General features: G+C 62.5%; 13 protein-coding genes. 4 read left to right on the top strand and 9 right to left on the bottom strand.

The window, feature by feature from the left end; translation table 11 throughout:
• Positions 1-53 precede the first annotated feature (53 nt).
• The 4 genes from HEQ22_RS17175 (at position 54) to HEQ22_RS17190 (ending at position 6559) form a co-directional block, all read left to right on the top strand.
• On the top strand, positions 54-758 hold the full coding sequence (locus HEQ22_RS17175) for an RNA polymerase sigma factor (protein ID WP_432769040.1): 705 nt from the start codon (positions 54-56) through the stop codon (positions 756-758).
• Positions 755-1744 carry a FecR family protein gene (locus tag HEQ22_RS17180; protein ID WP_432769041.1) on the top strand — a complete coding sequence of 330 codons (990 nt, stop codon included), beginning with the start codon at positions 755-757 and terminating at the stop codon, positions 1742-1744. The genes HEQ22_RS17175 and HEQ22_RS17180 overlap by 4 nt, the downstream gene beginning before the upstream one ends.
• Positions 1745-1862: 118 nt before the next feature.
• The gene (locus HEQ22_RS17185; RefSeq protein ID WP_432769042.1) at positions 1863-4379 is read left to right on the top strand and encodes a TonB-dependent receptor domain-containing protein; all 2517 of its coding nucleotides are present in this window, start codon (positions 1863-1865) and stop codon (positions 4377-4379) included.
• A gap of 2 nt (positions 4380-4381) precedes the next feature.
• A complete protein-coding gene (locus tag HEQ22_RS17190; RefSeq protein ID WP_432769043.1) occupies positions 4382-6559 on the top strand; it encodes a prolyl oligopeptidase family serine peptidase in 2178 nt (725 codons plus the stop codon).
• Here HEQ22_RS17190 and HEQ22_RS17195 read toward each other — a convergent pair.
• The 9 genes from HEQ22_RS17195 to HEQ22_RS17235 form a co-directional block, all read right to left on the bottom strand.
• Positions 6556-8172, bottom strand: a complete 1617-nt coding sequence (locus HEQ22_RS17195; RefSeq protein ID WP_432769044.1) for an asparagine synthase-related protein — start codon at positions 8170-8172, stop codon at positions 6556-6558. The genes HEQ22_RS17190 and HEQ22_RS17195 overlap by 4 nt on opposite strands.
• A gap of 113 nt (positions 8173-8285) precedes the next feature.
• A complete protein-coding gene (locus HEQ22_RS17200) occupies positions 8286-8912 on the bottom strand; it encodes a lasso peptide biosynthesis B2 protein (protein ID WP_432769045.1) in 627 nt (208 codons plus the stop codon).
• 51 nt (positions 8913-8963) lie between these two features.
• Positions 8964-9098 (bottom strand): hypothetical protein, encoded by a 135-nt coding sequence (locus tag HEQ22_RS17205; protein WP_432769046.1) that lies wholly within the window; start codon positions 9096-9098, stop codon positions 8964-8966.
• Between the two features lie 663 nt (positions 9099-9761).
• Positions 9762-11945: a prolyl oligopeptidase family serine peptidase gene (locus tag HEQ22_RS17210; protein WP_432769047.1), complete on the bottom strand. Its 2184-nt coding sequence runs from the start codon at positions 11943-11945 to the stop codon at positions 9762-9764.
• Positions 11935-14535, bottom strand: coding sequence for a TonB-dependent receptor domain-containing protein (locus HEQ22_RS17215; RefSeq protein WP_432769048.1), 2601 nt, complete (start codon positions 14533-14535; stop codon positions 11935-11937). The genes HEQ22_RS17210 and HEQ22_RS17215 overlap by 11 nt, the downstream gene beginning before the upstream one ends.
• A 97-nt stretch (positions 14536-14632) precedes the next feature.
• Positions 14633-15676 (bottom strand): FecR family protein, encoded by a 1044-nt coding sequence (locus HEQ22_RS17220; RefSeq protein WP_432769049.1) that lies wholly within the window; start codon positions 15674-15676, stop codon positions 14633-14635.
• A complete protein-coding gene (locus HEQ22_RS17225) occupies positions 15673-16179 on the bottom strand; it encodes an RNA polymerase sigma factor (protein WP_432769050.1) in 507 nt (168 codons plus the stop codon). Before HEQ22_RS17225 ends, HEQ22_RS17220 begins: the two co-directional genes overlap by 4 nt.
• 1525 nt (positions 16180-17704) lie before the next feature.
• The gene (locus tag HEQ22_RS17230) at positions 17705-18811 is read right to left on the bottom strand and encodes a DNA alkylation repair protein (RefSeq protein WP_432769051.1); all 1107 of its coding nucleotides are present in this window, start codon (positions 18809-18811) and stop codon (positions 17705-17707) included.
• A 143-nt stretch (positions 18812-18954) separates the two neighbouring features.
• Positions 18955-19287, bottom strand: coding sequence for a hypothetical protein (locus HEQ22_RS17235; RefSeq protein ID WP_432769052.1), 333 nt, complete (start codon positions 19285-19287; stop codon positions 18955-18957).
• Positions 19288-19357: the final 70 nt, after the last annotated feature.

The raw sequence follows: 19357 nt of genomic DNA on the forward strand, positions 1-19357 counted from the left end.
CGCCAGGCATCATTTGCGCCAGTCCCCACTCGGACCGGCGGCCCAACCGGACCATGGTCCGCGCAAGCGACCGAACGGCGGCACAGCACTGGGAGACGGGTATCCGGCAGGCGCCGGTCGCACCCGCTCGTGCCTCCGGGATTTATGTCGTGTCTTCCTGTACCTGCGGCGACCGTGCCCCGCCGCGTCACCCTTTTTCGGTGTCCTCGGCCTGCCATGCCCATCCGGCCGATCGTCCGCCGCCGGTCGAGCAGCAGCCTGAAGCCGGGCACGATCTGGACGCGATATATCGAACGCATCGCATATCGCTCTTCCATTTCCTGCGCCGCAAAGCGGGATCCGAGGAAGCGCCCGATCTGATGCAGGAAGTCTTTGCTCGCGCCGCGGGGAGCGCCCAGCGCCACCAGCTCGTCAATCCGGGCGGGTTTCTTCGCCGTATCGCCCAAAATCTTCTTATCGATCGCGCGCGTCGCCAGAAGTCCGCGCGAGCGACCTTCTTTCCGCTCCGCGAGGAACGCGACGGCGCGACGCCTGCGGCGCAGGAATGGAACCTCGAAGCGGCGGACTTGCTGCGATTGTACGAAGCCGCGGTTGACGCCATGCCGCCAAAGACGCGGCGCGTTTTCCTCATGCACCGGGTGGACGAACTCAGTTACCGCGAGATACATGAACTGCTGGGCATCAGCATCGCGACGGTGGAATATCATATGATGAAAGCGCTCGGTCAGATTTCGAAGGTGGTGGACGGCGGCCGATGACCAGCACAAGCGGCGGCGACTACCCCGTCGACGAGGTAGCACAGGCGTGGCTGATCAAGATGCGCGGCGAGGACGCCGGCGCGCTGCGCGGAGAGTTTGAAGCCTGGCTCCTCGCGTCGGCAGATCATGGCGAAGCCTATCGCCGCGCCGAGCACCGAATGGCGGCGTTGGCGGTTCTCAAAACATCGCAGCGGTACGGAACGAGCCATGCCGAAGCTCGGCGGGGCCGGGTAAGCGGCTGGCTGCCATGGGGCGCCGCCGCGACGGCAATCGCGCTGCTGATTGTAGCAATCGGGGCCGGAGGCGCCTCCCTTCCCGGCCAGCCCGGCAGCGCGTCCACCGCGCGCGCCGCCGAACCGCTGATGACGCAGCGCGGCGAGATCCGCACGTTCCGGCTTGCCGACGGCTCGAGCGCGACGCTCGATACCGACAGTCGGCTGGACGTCGCGTTCGGAGACGGCAACCGCGGCGTCCGCTTGGTAAAAGGCCGGGTCCGTCTTTCCATCGCCAAGCAGGCTATACCGCTCCACATCGACGCCGGGCGAGGCGCAGCAATCGCGAACGATGCCGAGATCGATCTGAGCCTCGACGAGGCCGGAACGGTCAGCGCGGTCCTCCGGCGCGGCGAGGCAGACGTTCGCACAGACGCCAAAACCGGTCCTGCGACCGCGCTGTCGCAGGGAAAACCGCTGACCTACCAGCGTGATGGCAAGTTGCTGCTCGGCAGGGCCCAAGCGTCTGACATTCCCGCGAACTGGCCCGAAGGCTGGGCCGAATATCGTTCGATAAGGCTCGACCGACTGGTTGCGGAGGCCAATCGCTATGCCGTCATCCCGATCGTGATCGACGATGCGGCGAGCGCGGCACTTGAGGTTTCCGGCCGCTTCCATCTCAGCGAGACCGATGCCTTCGCTGAACGGATCGCAATCCTGTTCGGTCTCAGGGTCGAACGCACGGCGAGAGCCATCCTTCTGCGCCGCCGATAATTTTTTCACCCAAGACTAAGGGGCTCCCCTTCGCCCCGTCAACGCACCCCCACTGGCCGCCTGCCTGAAGCACGGCCGAGGAAATGGGGGAGCGATAATGTTGAAGAAGTCCCGTTCGTTGGTCGCGCTGCTGGTCGGCAGTGCCACCTGTTTTTCACCTACGGTTGCGCTGGCCATGCAGCAACAGCGCCAGCCCTACGATATGCCCGCGCAGGATCTCGACGACGCGCTGCGCAGCGCTGCCACGATTGCCGATATCGAGCTCTACGCATCGTCGCGCGATCTTGAAGGAAAGACAGCACCGCCGCTGAAAGGCGAATTGACGAGCCGCGAAGCGATTGAGTTGCTCCTCAAGAGTAGCGGGCTCACCGCACGGTTCGAGGGTGGCTCGGTCGTCATTTCCAAACTCACGTTAGCCGAAAATTCCCCCGCAACGGAGGCCGAGCCGATCGTCGTGACGGGGTCCCGGATCACGGGCGCGCCGACGGCAACGCCTGTGATCCGGGTAACATCGGAAGACATTCGGCTCGGCGGGCAGAATGATCTTGGCGAGGTGGCGCGCAGCTTGCCGCAGAATTTCGGGGGCGGGCAGAATCCCGGCATCGGCAACGGGCAGGGCGCTCCCAATGAAAACGCCAACGTCAATGGCGCCTCAACCTTCAATCTTCGCGGCATCGGTTCGAACGCGACACTCACGCTGCTGAACGGCAATCGCTTTGCCTATACCGGCGCCTCCTCAGTGATCGATGTGAGCGCGATCCCGGTAGCGGCGGTCGAGCGGATCGAAATCGTCGCCGATGGCGCCTCGGCAATTTACGGCGCCGATGCGGTCGCGGGCGTCGTGAATATTCTGCTCAAGCGCGACTATGAAGGGCTTTCCGCGATGGCCCGTGTCGGCGGGTCGACCGACGGGGGCAATTTCCAGCAGCAATATGGCCTCTTGGGCGGCAAAACGTGGGCATCGGGCGGCTTGCTCGCGGCTTACGATTACAGCCGGTCGTCGCCAATCCGCGCGGGGGACCGCGGCTATGCGTCAGCTGCTAATCCCGAGACGATGCTTTTCCCGCCGATCTCGCGCCACTCGCTGCTGGTGAGCGGGCATCAGGCGCTCGGATCCAACGTCACGTTCGCCGCCGATCTCCTCTATAAAAAGGGCTGGTTGCGCTCGGTTACTGGCTATGCCGCCGATGGTCCGCCGGACCAGCTCGGAATCGACGGCGTCAGCACGTCGGAAATTTTCGGAATCGCACCGAGCATTGCGATCGACATCGGCGGCGAATGGCGATTCAAGGCAAGCGGCTTTTTCGGCACGGACCGGTCGGGAGGCTATACTGACCTCTTCGTCGGCGGCGAGCGCCTGGTCCATGTCGACAAGGATTTTTTCAACCGCAATCTGGCGCTCGAGGCTGGATTTCAAGGCCCCCTACTGACGCTTCCCGGCGGCGACGTGCAGATCGCTTTCGGAGCGGGGGCGCGGCGCAACAGCTTTTTCGCCGGTTCGCCGACTGGCGATGTTGACCGGCGGCGTGACAATCTCTTCGCTTATGGAGAATTGCTCATTCCGATCACTCAGCCGTCGCAGGATATCGCCGGACTGCACCGGCTGTCGCTCACTGGCGCGCTCCGTTTCGAGGACTATTCGGACGCGCCGAGCATCGTTACTCCCAAACTGGGTATCGTCTGGGAGCCGATCTCGATCCTCCGGCTCGGCGCCTCCTGGGGCCGCTCGTTCAAAATGCCGACGCTTTACCAGCAGTATAGCGGCTATTCGGCAATCCTCGGGCGCGCGTCCCGTTACGGTAGCGGCTATCCCGCGAACGCAAACGTCGTCTTCGCCGCTGGACCCGATAGCCGGATCGGTCCAGAACGCTCGGAGAATATGACGCTGAGCGCGCAGCTCACGCCAGCGCGCGGCCTCGAGTTGACTGCGGCCTGGTATCGGATCGATTACGCCGACCGCGTCGCCACGCCGATCCCGTCGCTCCTCGGTGCGCTGGACAATCCATTCTATGCCGACCTCATTACGCTGAACCCGAGTGCCGCGCTTCTCAGCGACATCATCGCGGGCTCGTTGCTCGGGCTTGAGAACAGCTCGGGACGGCCCTACGACCCCGCGACGACGGTGGCCTTCATCGACAATCGCGACCGCAATATCGCCCGCCAAATCTATCAGGGCTTCGACCTTGGCGGGCGCTACCGAATCCAACTCGGTCACGGCGAGACGCTCACGCTGACAGCGGCCGGCAGTTTCCTCAAAAGCCGCCAGCAAATCCTGGCCGGTCAGGCGTGGACAAAGCTCGCCGGCACCCTCTTCCATCCGCCCCGCTTTCGCGCGCGCGGGGGCGTATCTTACGGAAGCGACCGCGTGTCGGTCGCTGCGTTCGTCAATCATATGAGCGGGCTTGTCGACGACCGGCAGGCCATAGCGGTTCGGATACCCGCCTTTACGACACTCGACTTCACCGCCGGCGTCCGTCTTGGCACCGGAACCGAGATATCGATTGCGGCGCTCAATCTCTTCAATGCCAAGCCCACAGCGATTGCAACCGCGGCGCCCAGCGAAACGCCTTACGACACGACCAACTATTCGCCAGCGGGCCGGTTCCTCGGACTCACCGTGCGGCAGGAGTGGTGAGCATGATACGCACTCTTCTTCTTGCCGGAAGCGCCATGTTCGGCGGGGCGCTGCAGCCCGCTGCCGCAGAAGGTCATCGTGGGTGGACTCTGGATGACCAGTTGACGGTTCCCGACGTCCGCACGCTTGCGATCGCCGCCGACGGCGATTCCGCTGTCTATGTCGTGCGCGTCGCCGACCGGGAGAGCGACAAGACTGTCGCGATCCTTCGCCATGTCGATCTGGCGAGCGGGGCGACGCGCGAGTTGCTTCGCGCCGCCTGGATCGAAGACCTGCAACAAATTCCTGGAACGGCCGACTGGAGCGCGCGGATCGACAAGGGGAATGGCGTTCAACTTTACCGGATCGCGGCCGACGGTGCGGTCACGCCCATTGTCGTTCACCCCGCAACCGCGGTCTATGGCGATACCGAGCGCGCCACCTATCTTGGATATGGACACGCACCGCTGCCCACTGGGGTGCGCTCCTACAGCTGGTCCCCCGATGGACGATGGCTCTGGTATGTCGTGCTGGATGCCGAACCCTATCGCCAGACGATGCGCTACGATGCAGACGTTGCGTCCGAGCGCGCCCAGCGCCGGTCTTCCGGTCGGGCTACGGCATCGATTTTCTTGCGGGATTCCGATGGCCAAGACCGGCTTCTCGCCAAGCGTCCACACAGCGACATTTCGACTTTTTTCGGCCGAAGTTTCGTCAGTTGGGAGAACGAAGAGGTGCATTACGACGTCATGGAGGTCGACGCCGACGGGCTGCAGCGGTCCGTCGCCATGGCCGCGTCGCTCGCGACGGGCGTCTCGCGCGTTGTCGAGGACAAGGCGAAGCGCGGCTATTGGCGTTTAACGGGGCCACATGGCGGGCGGCTGTCATCGGAGGGCTTCGGCATGACGCGCGACCTCGTGGAAAAATTGCCCGACGGCCACACGCGAAATTACGGACGCTTTCCTTTCGCGGTTGGCGACGGACGGGCGGTGGGCGGCTTTAGGTCTGTCGACGGCCAGCGCGCGATCGCGGGCTATCGCACCGTGGAGAATCCGCGCTTCGGCCTCACCGTGATCGATAGGAAAAAAGCGCGCGTGATTGGCGGCGAAGCCAGCCTCAATAACTGCGATTTCACCGCAACACTCGACCGAGGCGTATGCATCGCGCAGAGTCAGAACATGCCTCCGGCCGTTGTCAGCATAGATGTCGCAAGCGGCGCGACGAAACGGATCGTTTCGGTTGCGCCCGACCATGAGACGATCGCTCCGCTTCGGACGGAGCCGAAGATCTGGGTCAACCGGAATGGCACCAAGGCAACCGGCTTTATCGTCTGGCCTCGCGACTATGCGAAGGACAAGCGCTACCCCGCAATTGTGATCACGCACGGCACCGATGCTGACGAGCGTTTCGCGAACCAAGAGAATCAGTGGGAGTTTCCCGCGCAGCTTTTCGCGGAGCGCGGATATGTCGTGCTTCTGATGAATGTGCCCTTTTCAACCCAAAGCGCGGACTTCAAAGCGATTTATGATACCTGGGTGAACGAGACAAAAGACCGGCCGCCTCGAGAGGTTCAGGACCGCATCTGGCTCAACGACACCGAGAGTTTCGAAGACGCGGTATCCGAGCTCATCAGCGCCGGCGTCGTTGACCCGAAGCGTGTTGGCATTGCAGGGTACAGCCGGGGTTCGCAGAGCGTCAATGTTACGATGACGCAGTCCCAGATGTTCCGCGCCGCATCGAGCGGCGACGGCGGCTATCTTGAGCCTGCCTTCTACCAAAGCCTCGCGGGCTCATATGACACCGTCTATGGCGGGCCGCCGACCGATCCTGCTGCGCTGCCCAACTATCTAAGGATGACGCCATCGCTGCGCGGCAACAAGGCTTGCGGCGCAATGCTGTTACAGATGGCGAATCCTTACCCGGCGTCGATCGACCTCTACACCGCATTGCGCGCCGCTCAGGTTCCTGCGCAGATCAGCCTCTATCCGGGCGAAGACGCGGCTAGCGATGAGACGCACATTTTCCACATTCCGTCGAATCGCTTGAAGGCGATGCAGGAAAATATTGCCTGGTTCGACTATTGGCTGCTCGGCAAGCGCGATCCGGCGTCGCCGTTCGCGGGTCGTTACGCCGAATGGGACAGGATGAGTAAAGCGGCGCCGCGACAATGCGACGGAAGTAAGTCGGCTGCGCACGATTAGTGACCGTCGTCGTCCGGATCGGCCCACCATCGAACCCAGGCTTCGGCCGCGGCGAATGTCAGGATGCGAAGGTGGCGGCCATCATCCTGCCAGTCACCGTCTGAGCTTTGCGCGAGCCAGCCGGGATCGATCACCCCCGCCTCGACGAGCCGCCCGCCCATGAGCATCGAGCGCGCCGCAGCGCCCTGCGCATCATAAATCCGCTGGATGAAGCCGCTCGGACTCCCCTTTGTAGTTCGCTCAAGGAGAAGGTCGGGCAGAATACCGGCAAAGGCAGCGCGCGCTACCGCACGGTCTCGTCCGCCGCGCACCCAGTGCCAGCTGGGAATCGAAAGGCAGAGCTCGACGATCGGCTGCGATAGCAATGGCGCAATTTGCGGCGGCGCATCGGCCCGCGGATACAGCTCAATGCTTTTTTGCGCGCGGGCAAGCATCGCGACATGCGCGGCCTTGCCCGGAAGCGTTCCCGGCGGAGCGGTCAGCCAGGGATGCCGATCCTCTTCCGCCATAGCGGCGGCGACTCCTTCGCGGCCAAGACCGCTAAGGTCGCGTCGTATGCGGTGACCGCCGCGGCGGCGGCAGATGCGCGCCCAGCCCTGGCCGGCGACCTCTATCATTCCCGAGCCCGTCAGGTCGGCAAGATCGCGCGCGGTCGCGATTACCCCGGGGCCAGGCCCATTCGCGAGCAAACGATCGGCAAATGGCGCCGCGCTATTCAAGCTGCAAAAGACGTTGTCGCCGCCATTGCCCGAAAAATATGCGCTGACCGGCTCTACGACCCCGATGCGGCGATGTTCGGCGGCGATCGCCTGGAAAAAATGTGCCGCAAAGGGCAGCGGAAAATGCGGCAGTACCGGCCGCATAACATTCACGGCATCGAGGTCATAAGTGGGCGCATCGAGATGGACACCGAGCTTTTGGATGAGCGCGTCGACATAGCGGCGCTCGTCACCGTCGGTCCCGGGCTCGACCATCGTCAGGCAGCGCAGATGCGGCGTACGGGGACCAAGCGCCGCCGCAACGATTGAGCTGTCGAGGCCGCCCGAAACACCGACAAGGATTTGGTCGAAACAGGTCGACCAGGTGCCGATGTTGTCGTTGAGCGTCGCGCCCAAGATTTTAGCCGTCTCTTCGAAACCTCGGCCCTTCACGGGATAGACATGATCCCACGGTATCCACGCCTGCTCGATGTGGGTTCGGGTGGACGTAATGCGCAAGCGTTCGCCGGGCAGCAGCTCTTCGATCCCCGCTATGCCCGTCCTGCGACCGATCGCGTCAATTCCGGCGAACATTCGTGCGAGCGCGCAATAGTCGAAGGTGATCTGACCCCGGGCGGCAAGGGCGGTCATGTCGCTTGCGAGCGTGACGCGGCTTTCGCCGCGTTTCACATAGCAAGGCATCATGCCGGAAGGATCGCGTAGAACCGAGAGGGTGCCGTCATCGACGATCAGCAGCGCTACATAGCCGCCCCAATAGCGATCGAGGAGCGCCTGTCCGCCGGTGGTGACGATCGCATGGCATTCCGCAGGGTCGAGGTCGGTGATGCGCCCGGAAGGCATGCCCCGGCGGAACACCGGGCCGATGATCCAGCCCGCTCCGCCAAGTTCGATCACAGGCGCGGCCGTCCAGAGCCGGGCCTGTGGAAGCTCGAATGCGGGAGGGGCCGCAGCATCTCCGGGCGGCAGCGTCTTGCCGGAGGGTGCCAAGGCAAGGCGGTACGACAGTCTCATTGCGCTGTTAAAAGAGGTCTGAAATTGCGAACGCGATCGAACGCGTCGCTCAGCACAACGGGCCCCGCCTGTATCCAGCAGTGCGCGGCAAAAGGCAGCGTCACGCCGATTACGAGATCTACGCCAAGGCCGTAGCGTGCGAGAATCGCGCGCATCGCCAGACCGCGAACGAGACATTGATCGGTCGCATCACGGTAACGTGATGCGTGCGCGAACGCCGCTGCGACAGCGCCGCAGCTCTCAGGGTCGGCTCGGGGCAGCCCGGTAGGCTCGAGCAGCGCGCCAAGCGACATGCTCAAGAGCGCGTTTTGGGCGCGGCGCTGTTCCCGGATCGACCGATAAAGTAGCCGCAGTGATGCCTTGGGCTGACGGTGATCGAGGAGACTTCTTGTCGGGGTGTCAGCGATCGGCGCCGCGCTCGCGCGGGTGCCGGCTTCGAGAAGGCCGAGAGCTAGCAGGCAGCTGATCGCCTCATTGTCCGCCGTGCCGGAAACGAACTGAGCCAAATGGTCCGATGCCGCGCCTTCGAGAAGAAAATAGCGGCTTGTCGAAAGGTCGAGGCAGACCGTTTGTGCACCGAACTGACAGTGCTGAACGTCGGCGCGAAGGCGATAGGATTGCATTCAATGATAGCCGTGGCGTGCAGCGTATGGGACGCCGCACGCCCGTCGGGCTCAGTCGTCGGCTTGGATGCCGGCGTCATAACTGCGCTGCAGCGTCTGGATGTCCAGCGGACCTTCCACACCCTTGCCGCGGGTTTCGGTGCGTGCGTCGCCGAGATCGACGACGCTGTTTTCGAACTTGCTCATGGCTCTTCCTTTTCGATCATGCGACCAGAATGAGTCGCAGTCCCAAGCTATGCTTCGGAGAAAGGGCGTTCTATTTTATAATTGAATTATTATCGGGCGTTCATTTAGCGCCTGACCGAAAAGAGTGACCGAGCTATAGAAAGCGCACGTCGAGAGTGCACACTGACACCTTTAGCACTGAGCCTGGACATTCGTGCCAAAAACCCGGTCACGCGATCGCACAAGCGCGAATCGCTACGCCATTCTGGCTTTCGATTGCTGAACTGCAATTGAAACTAGAACCAAAACTGGATGTATTTAGGTCTATAAGCCGCCGTCAGGCGTGGAGCATGGCAGTGACTTTGGAGCGATCGCGACGTTGCGCGATCCCGCCAACCTTACCGGTTCGGGCATGGTCGAAATTGTTTGCGAGGGCTGGGAACGTATCATCCGTCGCAGAGGCGGACGCCGGGTGCGACGCGATCTCAGCGGCCTCGGATCGGTGGAGACCGCGTTGTGGTGCGCACCGCGTCGCCGCCGATCTTCCACCGCCGATTATCGAACGGCAGACCAAATGCAGCCCGCAAGGATTCTTGCGCAGGATCTTCGATGCGCAGCTTCCCGCAGCGCAGGAGTTGCTCTCCGCTGGGTTAGTTGGTGGACGGACATTGGCGCGTCGTGACGCTATCTTCGCTCGGCGCCCAGCGCTCGCGTGCACCCTGGCTGCCATTGCGCCGCCATTTTTGACCAGCGATCGAATGCGCCTCTGTCCTCCAGTTCCGGGTCGCGCCGATCTCGTAGCCAGAAGTCGAACCAAGCCAGATTCTCTCGCATCGCGCGCATCCGATTGGACGGGATATGAAACAGATGGGTCTCATCGGTGGCGGTCGTCTCGCCAGGATAGAGGCTGATCTGCGCGGGAACTTTGGCTTCGCGAAGCGCGGCATAAAAATCGATCGCTCCCGCAAAGGGAGAAGCCATCTGCTGGAGGATTGGACCGCACGCCTTGTCGGCACGGAGCGACGGCGACAGCTGGCGATAGGCGTCGAGGTAACGACCCGAAGGTGGGCCGCCGAAGACGGCGTGGTACCCGTCTTTCGGATCTGAATAAGATGCGGGTTCAAGATAATTCCCGTCCCCGCTGGAGGCAGCGCTGAATATGTTCGATTGGGTCACGGCGACATTCACCATCTGCGATCCCCGGCTGTATCCCGCAATGCCAATACGGTCGGGATCGACAATGCCTTGGCTTGCCAACTCGGCGATCGCGTCTTCAAAACTATAGACGCCGTTAAGCCAGATAAGCTCGCGCAGCTTTTCGGGGCCGAGTGTGCCTGGGCCGCCCGACCATATCATATAGGCGTTCCACAGCTCAGCCTGCTGCCGCGCCGAGGGGTCGTTCATGAGAATGACGACATATCCGCGCTCGGCGAACATCTGAGCGGAGTAGTTCCATTGCAAATCGGCGTTCGCGAAGCGCTCGTCCGCATCGCTGCCATGGGTGATAATGATCGCCGGGTAGCGGCTGTTCGCCTGGTAATCGCGAGGCCAGACGATGAATCCGGTCGATCGGTAGCCGAGCCGGTTTGTCCATTGATGGGGCGTGACGCGCAGCGGCGCGATCGAATCATGGGCAGGGGAGAGCGGAGCGATGGCCTGCACGCGCCCGTCGTTCGGTTCGACATGGACGAACCGTGGAGCCTGGTTCAGACCTTCCTCGACGCAAATGCCCCACGCGAGATCCTGACGAAAATCGCAGGCCGTGAAGCTGCCGGGCCGGATCAGCGGCTTTGCGCGTCGACCTGTTAGCAGGACCAACCCGTACCGTGGATGCGACATCGTTCGCACGCCCAGCAGCGCGCTTAGCCCGTCACGGGAGAGCCAATTTCCCGCCGAGCGCGGGTCGCCGATGTAATAGGGCTGGCGACCATAGTGAGTTTTTCGGCCATCGGCGTGCGTCTCAGTGAGGGTAAGCGTGCTGCCGAAACCCTCGCTGGCGAGGGTCCCGCCATTCGGGCCGCGCACCAGGCCGATCACCGGGAAACCGGAGCTTTCATCGATGGGGCGGCTGGCCTTGGTGGCAAAGCTCCAGGCAAAAGCCTCGATGCCTTCGGCCCGCTCCGCATCGGATTGCTCTAATTGGTAGCGCGGCCCTTTGTCGGTCCATTCGACATTTCCGCCATAATAGAAAGCGAGCCGGTCGCCCGATGGCCGCGATGCCACGAGCCAGTCTTCGCCCGAGGCCGACCGTATTCGCAATTCGACCATCGCCTTGACCGGCGCACGGCGCCGATTCCGCTGGCTAACCACCGCGTCGTCGATGACAACATCGACGGGATTCGAATTCGGCTTGAGCGTGGCGTACCAGAGCCATCGTCCGTCGGGAGACCAGTCGTGATACAGAATGCCGATCCGGCGCGGCGCTCCGCTTCGAACTGCAAACAGCCCGCCTTCGGTCTGGCCGACCGTAATGTCTGCCTCGCGCACCAGCAGCGGTTTGATCGTACCCTGCGCATCAAACTCATAGAGTTGAAGGCCATCGCCCCGATCGAGCAGGACGCTCCAGCCCTTGCCTTTCGGCAATGGCCGCAGCTGTCCTGCGCTTGCTGCCCGGAGTATCTCGCGCGGGACGCGCGAGCGCAGGTCAAGCAGATGCAGGATCGAGACAGTCTCATTCGTTTCGAGATCCGCTCGCCGCTCGAGATAGGCGAGCGACTTGCCGTCGCTCGCCAAGCTCAAATCGAAATCCGCCGGGACGGTCACCACATCTTCGACCGTCCATCGCCGACCTTCCGTCGCGAAGACCGTCCCTCCATTCCCGAGACTGACGAACAATAGGAGCGGCAATAGGCGGATGCTACCAGTCATGCCGAACCGTGACGCTCAGGAAGCGGCCAATTGCTGACCCGTTCGTCGTGTCAAACGGTGCATCGAAAGCCGAGGTGGTGAAGATCGGCTCAGGCTTGCTGTTGAACACATTCTGTGCGCTCAGCGCGACTTCCGTGCCTGCGCCGAGCCGCAATCGGCCGGTCAGGTCAAGCGTTGTCGATCCGCTAAGTTTGACGGCTGCCGGACGACGATTGTCCGTGACGCTCGCGCTGTGATTGAGGAAGGCCGCGAGCGAAAACGCCTTGTCGCTCAGCGTGAGCCCGCCGCGCGCCCGAAGATGCGGCGGGCGGAAGATCGTTCCGGCAAGGTCGGTCACCGGCAGGCCGGGAAGCAATTGCTGGTTGCTGTCGAGCCATGTGGCTCCAGCGTTCAGGCTTAGCTGCCGGTCGCTGCCAAGCTCGGCATCATATCGTACGGCGATGTCGACGCCGCGATATTTCTGCCGCGCGATATTGCGATCGCGGGCATCGAGGAAGGCGACGACGCGGGCCGGGTCGTAGGGAGATCCGGTGATATTCTGCAGCCCGCCATCGGCACCCGCGAAGATGGTGTCGAGCAGGGCAGGCGCAGGGTTGAAGGTAACGAGGTCCGCAAAGATCGGATTGTTCAGAACCCCGGCGCCGGAGGCCAGCGGCGGCGCAACCCGATCCTTATAGTCGATCCTGAAATAGCTTGCCGATACCTCCAAGCCAGGCACCGGTTTCACGGTCGCGCTGAAGGTCCAGTTTTCGGAGCGTTCAGGTTCGAGCTGGTCGTTCGGCCCAAGGGCATAAGCGACGGTCGATCCAGCGGGAAATCCCTGCCCGAAGCCGCCGACCGGCACGAGCAGCGCAACATAGCCTGAATATTGCTGATAGAGCGTTGGAAGCTTGAAGGACTTGCCCCACGACACCCCCAGCCGGACCTGCTCGACCGGATCGTAGACGAAGCTCAGCTTCGGGGTGACAATGTCGCCGGAGTCCGAATAATCCTCATAGCGCAGCGCGCCGGTCAGCGAAGCGCGGTGCGCAAAGGCCAGATCCTGATCGGGGTCCGCGATTGGCAGCAGAAGCTCGCCATAGGCGAAGTGATTGCGGCGCGAGCGTGAAAAGCTGCGCGTCCCTATTTCGGATTTGAAACGGTTGGTGCGATAGCCGCCGCCAAAGGCCAGTCGCGCGGGGCCCGCGGGGAGCTCGAACAGCGACCCCTCCAATCCCGCCTCCACCGCGATATTCCGGTTGAAGAAATGCCGCGCGGTCGCAGTGCTCGGAGCGCCACCGCTGAAATTCTGGCTGATGCCATCGGTCGTGTCGGTGCCGAAAAACGCGCCCGCTTTCAGCTTCCAACTGGCCGACAGTTCGGCGGACAGCGTCGGTGCGACACCGAATGTTTCGAACTTCGTGCGGGCCTCAAGCCCTGAGTTTCGGAGCGGCTGGGCGACCGTGAAACCAGTCGCGGACTTCATGCTTCCCCGCTTGTAAATAAGATCGGCAGCCAGGGTAACGCCGCCGCCAAGTGACTGGTGACCGCTCAGCAGCATCGCGTGCCGGCGGAGGGCAGGGAAGAGCGTGGAATCGGGGTTATTGGCGGACGCATAGCTGCGATCTTTCGCCCGGATCGCGGTACCGTGCGAATAATCATAGGCCGCGATGATGCCGCCGTCCGACCAGCGCGATCCGCCGAGAAGATTATATTGCTGCTGGAAATTGCCGCCGTCGGTCGACAGGCCGAGCCGCGCGCTGGTCGACACCCCCTCATAGTCGCGCTTGAGAAGAATATTCACGACCCCGGCGACTGCATCGGCGCCATAGATGGCCGATGCTCCGTCGGCCACGATCTCGACACGGTCGACCGCCGCGATAGGAATGGCGCTGACGTCGATCACCGAATTGACGCTGCTGTAGGCGAAGCGATTGCCGTTGATCAGCGTCAGTGTCGCGTTGGGACCGATACCGCGCAGGTTGAAAGTCGATGCGCCATTGGCGTTGACGTTTTCATTCGCCGCGCCTTGAGAATTTCCAATCCCGGGGTTTTGGCCTCCGCCAAAATTCTGCGGTAAGCTGCGCGCCACTTCGCCAAGGTCGTTTTGACCAGCTCTGCGGATTTCCTCCGCAGTGACCCTAATGACGGGAGCGGCGGGCGCGGCACCAGCAATCCGCGAGCCTGTGACGATAATCGGCTCGGCTTCGGTCGCGGCGACCGAAGGGGCAACGGTTATATTGGTGCCGCCCGCCGAAGCTTCATCACGAGCCGGGGCCGCGCTGACGTTTCCCACCTGAACCATAAGCGCGCCGCGAGCGCCGCGAGAAACAACCAACCCAGATCCTGCGAGCATCTTCTGCAGGGCGTCGCCGGCGCTCATGCGGCCCCGCACTGCTACGCTGCGCTTACCGCGAACCACCGATCCATCGAATACGACATTCTGCTTGGTTGCTCGGCCCAAAGCGCGCAGCGCATCACCCATCGACTGCGCCGGGATGTCGACTTGATAACTTGCATCTTGAGCATAGGCGGCCGTCGGCAGCACTGCGGTCGCCACGGTCACGCTTGCCGAAGCCAATAGAATCGAGCGGATCAGGTTGGTCCCCATCTTATATCCCCCTAAAGTTCGAGGCCGCATATTTTCTTGGCCTTCGAACTTTCGACGCAGCCCGGAGATGAAACAGGAAAAGGAATTCAGAAAAATCTCACTTTTTTGTCACGAAGACTACCTTGCCACCGCGACGGACGGTTTCGACTGGGAAAACCTCAGTCACGCCAGATACGAATCCGTCGACATCATCCGAGTTAAAAACACCGCTGATCTGCAGCTTGGCGGCTGCCGCGTCGCCCACGGCAAATTTGCTCCGAGAGTAACGATTCATACGCTCGACTGCCTGCGCCAACGGCTCATCTGCAAAGCTTAACTGTCCGGACTCCCAACTCCGTGCCTGCCCCGGGTCGACGTCGGTGAGCTTGGCGAATCCACTATCGGGCAGCGACAGTTCTTGCCCAGGTTGGAGAAGTTGATCGGCAGCACCGAGTTTACCGCCAGACGGGATCGCCGCAGGCCGCTTGGTCAAGCGGTTCAGGACGGCAACATGCCCCTCGAAGAGCACCACATTTACCTCGCCATTCAGCATTTCGATACTGAACGACGTCCCGGTCGCAACGATGATCTTGTTTCCAGCGACGACGGTAAAAGGCTTGAGCGGATCCTTGGCGACATCAAATTTTGCACGGCCAGACTTCAACTCCAGCTCCCGCCGGTCTTTTGAGTAGGCGACCGAAACCTCAGACGCGGCATCCATCGAAAGGCGGGAACCGTCGCCGAGCATTACCACTCGTCGTTCCCCGAGCGAGGTCGCATATTCGACAGCCGAAGATGCCGGCGCTGGTGGGAATAGCGCGAAGGTCATAGTGGCCACGAGAGAAGCGGCCAGTGCTCCGAAACCCGTTCGCCGAAACAGCGGCCGCCGCCACCAAGCGGGATCTGGCGTATCGTCTTGCCCAGCTAGCGCCGACAACGCATCCATCCGCATCGCGACAAGCTCGGGCGGAGCCGCGCGGCCATCAAGCGCACGCCAGATGAAACTCGCGCGCTCGAAGGCGGCCCGATGTTCGGCGTCGGCATCGAGCCACACCTCAAAGTCGGCCGATTCCAGAGGCGACAGCGGACGCTCGGCAACGATCTGACACCATTCGCCGGCCTGCTCTGCCATCGGTGAACAAATTTCGTCGAAATCGTTCATAACCGCCTCCCCAGCCGTTCGATCAGAAATCCCATGGCCTTGCGAACCTGCTTCTCGATCGCGTTCTCTGTAATTCCGAATTGAGCGGCGATCGTCTTTTTCTCCACATTCTCGATCCGGTAAAGGACGAAAATGCGACGGGTGCGCTCGGGCAATTCTGCAAGCCCGGCGTATAATTCGCGGAGCATATCATGCCCCTCTGCGACCCGATGCGGGTCGAGGAATTCCACACCGAGCCCAGGCTGCTGACCATATTCTTCCTTGATATTGAACTGGACGCGTCCGCGGCGCGAGCGGTCGCGCAACAGATTGGCTGCTATCGAAAAGAGATAGGCTTCCGGCCTTTCAATCGTCTCGAGATCGGCGTCGGCGAGACGAATAAAAACCTCCTGCGTCAAATCCTCGGCATCCGCCGATGAGTGTACGCGACGCACAAAATAGCTCACCAACGCCGGCCGGTAGGCCGTGTTGAGAGCCTCCAAATCTGTGCGGCGTGCACTCAATGGCGTAGCTTGCACCTCCTCTTCCCGAATAGAAAGACGCAGCCCGACCGAGAAACAGGAACGCTGTCGCCAAGAATTTTCGATCCGCTTTGTTCAGCATCGCGACCGATTCGTTCAATCAGCCTGTGATTTATGAAATCGTCCGAATGTCAGCGATCGGAGGTCGGCTCGGCCTACCCTTAGTTATCCGTTCGCCGCCACGCGCACGACCGCCGTGAATAGCTGTTGCGGCCCGCCGTTCTTAGCATTCTTTACCCGTCTCCGACGCCGACCGCGGCGCCTTGACCCGGAGACGATCAGTGACCTCACCGACCACTTCAGTGCATGCCCGCAGCACCTCGATGCTGCGAAGCGCGCTCGGTACAGCGATCGGTGCATGGCTCGACGAGCCCAATTACACCCAAGTCATCCTCAATGCTGACGGACGACTATGGATCGATCGCTTCGATAGCCGGCGTACGCCCACCGATGAGGTGCTGACCCCGGCGCAGGCCGAACGCATCATACGCCTCATTGCGCATCATATCGGCGCCGAAATGCATCGCGCGAACCCGTCTCGGCGGAGTTGCCCGACAACGGCAACTTTTCGAAGACCTGCTCCCGCCCGTCGTCGCCGAGCCGGCCTTCTCGATCCGCCACCCCGCAAGCCTGCCGCTCGCACTCGCCGACTAAGTCCAAGTGGTTATCCATTCTGTAAACAAGGGCTCGGGGTACCTCGACGACGGATTTAGGCTTCGGGCCTCTCTTGGCTTTTGGGGAACGGGTTGGGAACGGTGCACCTCGTAGATTGACGGGTTAAATAGAGGCCCAACAGGCTGATCGCGGATGCGGTCCCGGCCTGTGAATGAACACCAATTATTTGTCTGGATCGCTACAGAGCATAGGCTTCAAAGGCCCGAGCCAATTCCTCGTGATCGCGTCGGAAGTGCGCGGCGGCTATATCGTGACGTTGACGACCGCAGACCAGCGCGAGCGCTCGATGAGGCTCCCGTCCCGAAGCGGCGCTCGGCCCAAGCGATGCGGAGGTTGTCCTTGGAGGCGCGAATGACGCTCGAAACTTCGACCGCGACGTGAAACCTGCCAGCCTCGGCGAAGGGATCATCGGTCCACGCGCAGTCATAGATCGCATGCGCCCAGAGATTTTTACCCCATAATCCGCTATCCTTCGCCATTGCTGAAGGAGCCGTCTGAGGGAGGAGATGAGGGAGGAGGTCGAGCGCGAGGCCCTATTTCCACTTATTTAACAGCAACTTAGACAGAAAATCTGGATGCCCCGCGACGATTCGAACCGGTAATCTTCGTCTCGGAGCGTCGCCGCGATAGTCCAAGGAGAAATCGCATGGACGACACTTTGCCCCATGACACGAAGCTCTTAATGCTCATGGAAATGGTGATTGCTGGGTGATTGCTGGCCAATTTTTCGAGGTCAAAATTCTGCGAAAAATCATTCTATTTCAATAGTATGATTGACTTGGCACATGAAGTGTGGTACTTCCGATATCGCCGCCGGTAGTGCCGCTGCGCGCTAGGGTGGCGGCAGGATGTCGAAGGCGGCGCGTGCCATCGTCACGCCGTTGACGATCAGGTCGACATCGTGGCGCCCCGGATAGTGGCGGCGGGTGGTGAAATCGCGGATCGTCTGCCGTAATCCCAGGGTCGCCGTGTCGCCCGCCGCCAACTCGAAGGTTCGAAGCTTGAACACCTTGGCGGCGGTCTTGCCGCCCGTGCGGGCATAATGGATGCGATAGTCGACGACGAGCCGCTGATCCGCCGCCGCTTCGGAGCGGAGCTCGGCGGCGAGGGCGATCGGGTCGCCCAGCCGCACGGCGGACGGTTCGATCGTGAAGCGCGCCACCGCGACGGCGGCGCCATGCGCGACCCCGACGAGCGCGAGCGCGCGCGGATCGCCGCGTTTGATCAGGGTGCGCAGCGCGTGACGGACGATCCAGTCGGTGCGTGCGTCGCCCTGCGGCCATGCGGCGAGGCGATCGACCAGCCAGTCGGGGCGATCCTTGGCAATGTCGTTGAGATGGTTGGCGACCGATTTGCGGACGTAAAGGCTGGGGTCGGCGCGTAGCACCTCGAGGATCGGGGCCGCGCGCACCGGATCGGCCTTCAGCGCGGGCACCCCAGCGCCCCATGGCAGCCGCGGCCGGCTGCCTTCGCTGGCGAGGCGGCGGACATGCTCATTATCGTCCAATGCCCATTTCGCCATCGTCGCCAGCGCGCGATCGGCATCCTGGGTCAGGAAGGGCCGGATCGCAAATTCGGCGGTGCCGTAGCGCGTGAGGTTGGAGAGCGCTGCCAGCGACCGGTCGAAATCGCCGAGACCCTGGCGCGCGACGAATTCGGTGACTGCGACTGCCTGGAACCCGCGCGTCAGCTGCGGTGCCATCGCCTGCACGATCGCGAGCGCGGCGGCATAGTCGGCGGGGAGTGCGGCGCCGAGCGCGTCGGCGATGTGCCGGACGCGCGCCATGATCGATAGCGGTTCGAGCCCGTGACCGGCAGCGTCGAGGAAGGCCGCGGCGTCGAAGCGCGGCGAAGCGGCCCGGCCGGCCGCGGCGATCGCCGCCAGCGCCACCGGCCCGAGCAGGTCCCTGAGCAGCGGAGCGGGGGTGTCGGAGGTCATCGCGACAGCTATCGCGGCATTGCACGGCGGGGCAAGCGCGCAAAATAAATGGGGCGGCTCCGTTTGGATGCCGCCCCAGTTGTGGAGCCCGTCGGGGAGAGGGAGAGGACGGGCCGGAGATCGATGGCCTGGCTTATGGCGATTTAGCGGGCGGCCATCTGGCTGTCGGTTTCGAGTTCGGCGACGCCGGCGATCTTCAGCGCCGAGCGGAACTGCTTGGCGGCGGCGCGTTCGTTGCCGGCTTCGCACAGCTTCTTGCCGGTGGCGACGAAACGCTTGGCGTTCTGCTGGTCGCTGCCGCTGGCCTTTTCGGCGGCGTTACCGGCCTGGTCGGCAAGGCCCGCGCAGCGATAGTCGCCGCTGTTGGCATAGGCCGGCGAGGTCGAGGCGACGAGGCCGGTGAAGGCGAGCGCCGACGCCGCGACGATGGCGAAAGCGGAGGGGAAACGGCGGAAAGCGGAGAGCTGATAGGTCATGGGAGAGGTTCCTTTCGTTTTCTTGTGCAACCTTTTTAGATGCGATTGCGCAAATAGATAATCCTCTATA

Source organism: Sphingopyxis sp., assembly GCF_050916055.1.
Lineage (GTDB): Bacteria > Pseudomonadota > Alphaproteobacteria > Sphingomonadales > Sphingomonadaceae > Sphingopyxis.

Coding starts and splice junctions, on each gene's coding strand:
- HEQ22_RS17190 (WP_432769043.1), top strand. CDS start 4,382: ATGATACGCACTCTTCTTCTTGCCGGAAGCGCCATGTTCGGCGGGGCG.
- HEQ22_RS17215 (WP_432769048.1), bottom strand. CDS start 14,535: ATGGGGACCAACCTGATCCGCTCGATTCTATTGGCTTCGGCAAGCGTG.
- HEQ22_RS17200 (WP_432769045.1), bottom strand. CDS start 8,912: ATGCAATCCTATCGCCTTCGCGCCGACGTTCAGCACTGTCAGTTCGGT.
- HEQ22_RS17180 (WP_432769041.1), top strand. CDS start 755: ATGACCAGCACAAGCGGCGGCGACTACCCCGTCGACGAGGTAGCACAG.
- HEQ22_RS17230 (WP_432769051.1), bottom strand. CDS start 18,811: ATGACCTCCGACACCCCCGCTCCGCTGCTCAGGGACCTGCTCGGGCCG.
- HEQ22_RS17220 (WP_432769049.1), bottom strand. CDS start 15,676: ATGAACGATTTCGACGAAATTTGTTCACCGATGGCAGAGCAGGCCGGC.
- HEQ22_RS17210 (WP_432769047.1), bottom strand. CDS start 11,945: ATGACTGGTAGCATCCGCCTATTGCCGCTCCTATTGTTCGTCAGTCTC.
- HEQ22_RS17175 (WP_432769040.1), top strand. CDS start 54: ATGGTCCGCGCAAGCGACCGAACGGCGGCACAGCACTGGGAGACGGGT.
- HEQ22_RS17235 (WP_432769052.1), bottom strand. CDS start 19,287: ATGACCTATCAGCTCTCCGCTTTCCGCCGTTTCCCCTCCGCTTTCGCC.
- HEQ22_RS17205 (WP_432769046.1), bottom strand. CDS start 9,098: ATGAGCAAGTTCGAAAACAGCGTCGTCGATCTCGGCGACGCACGCACC.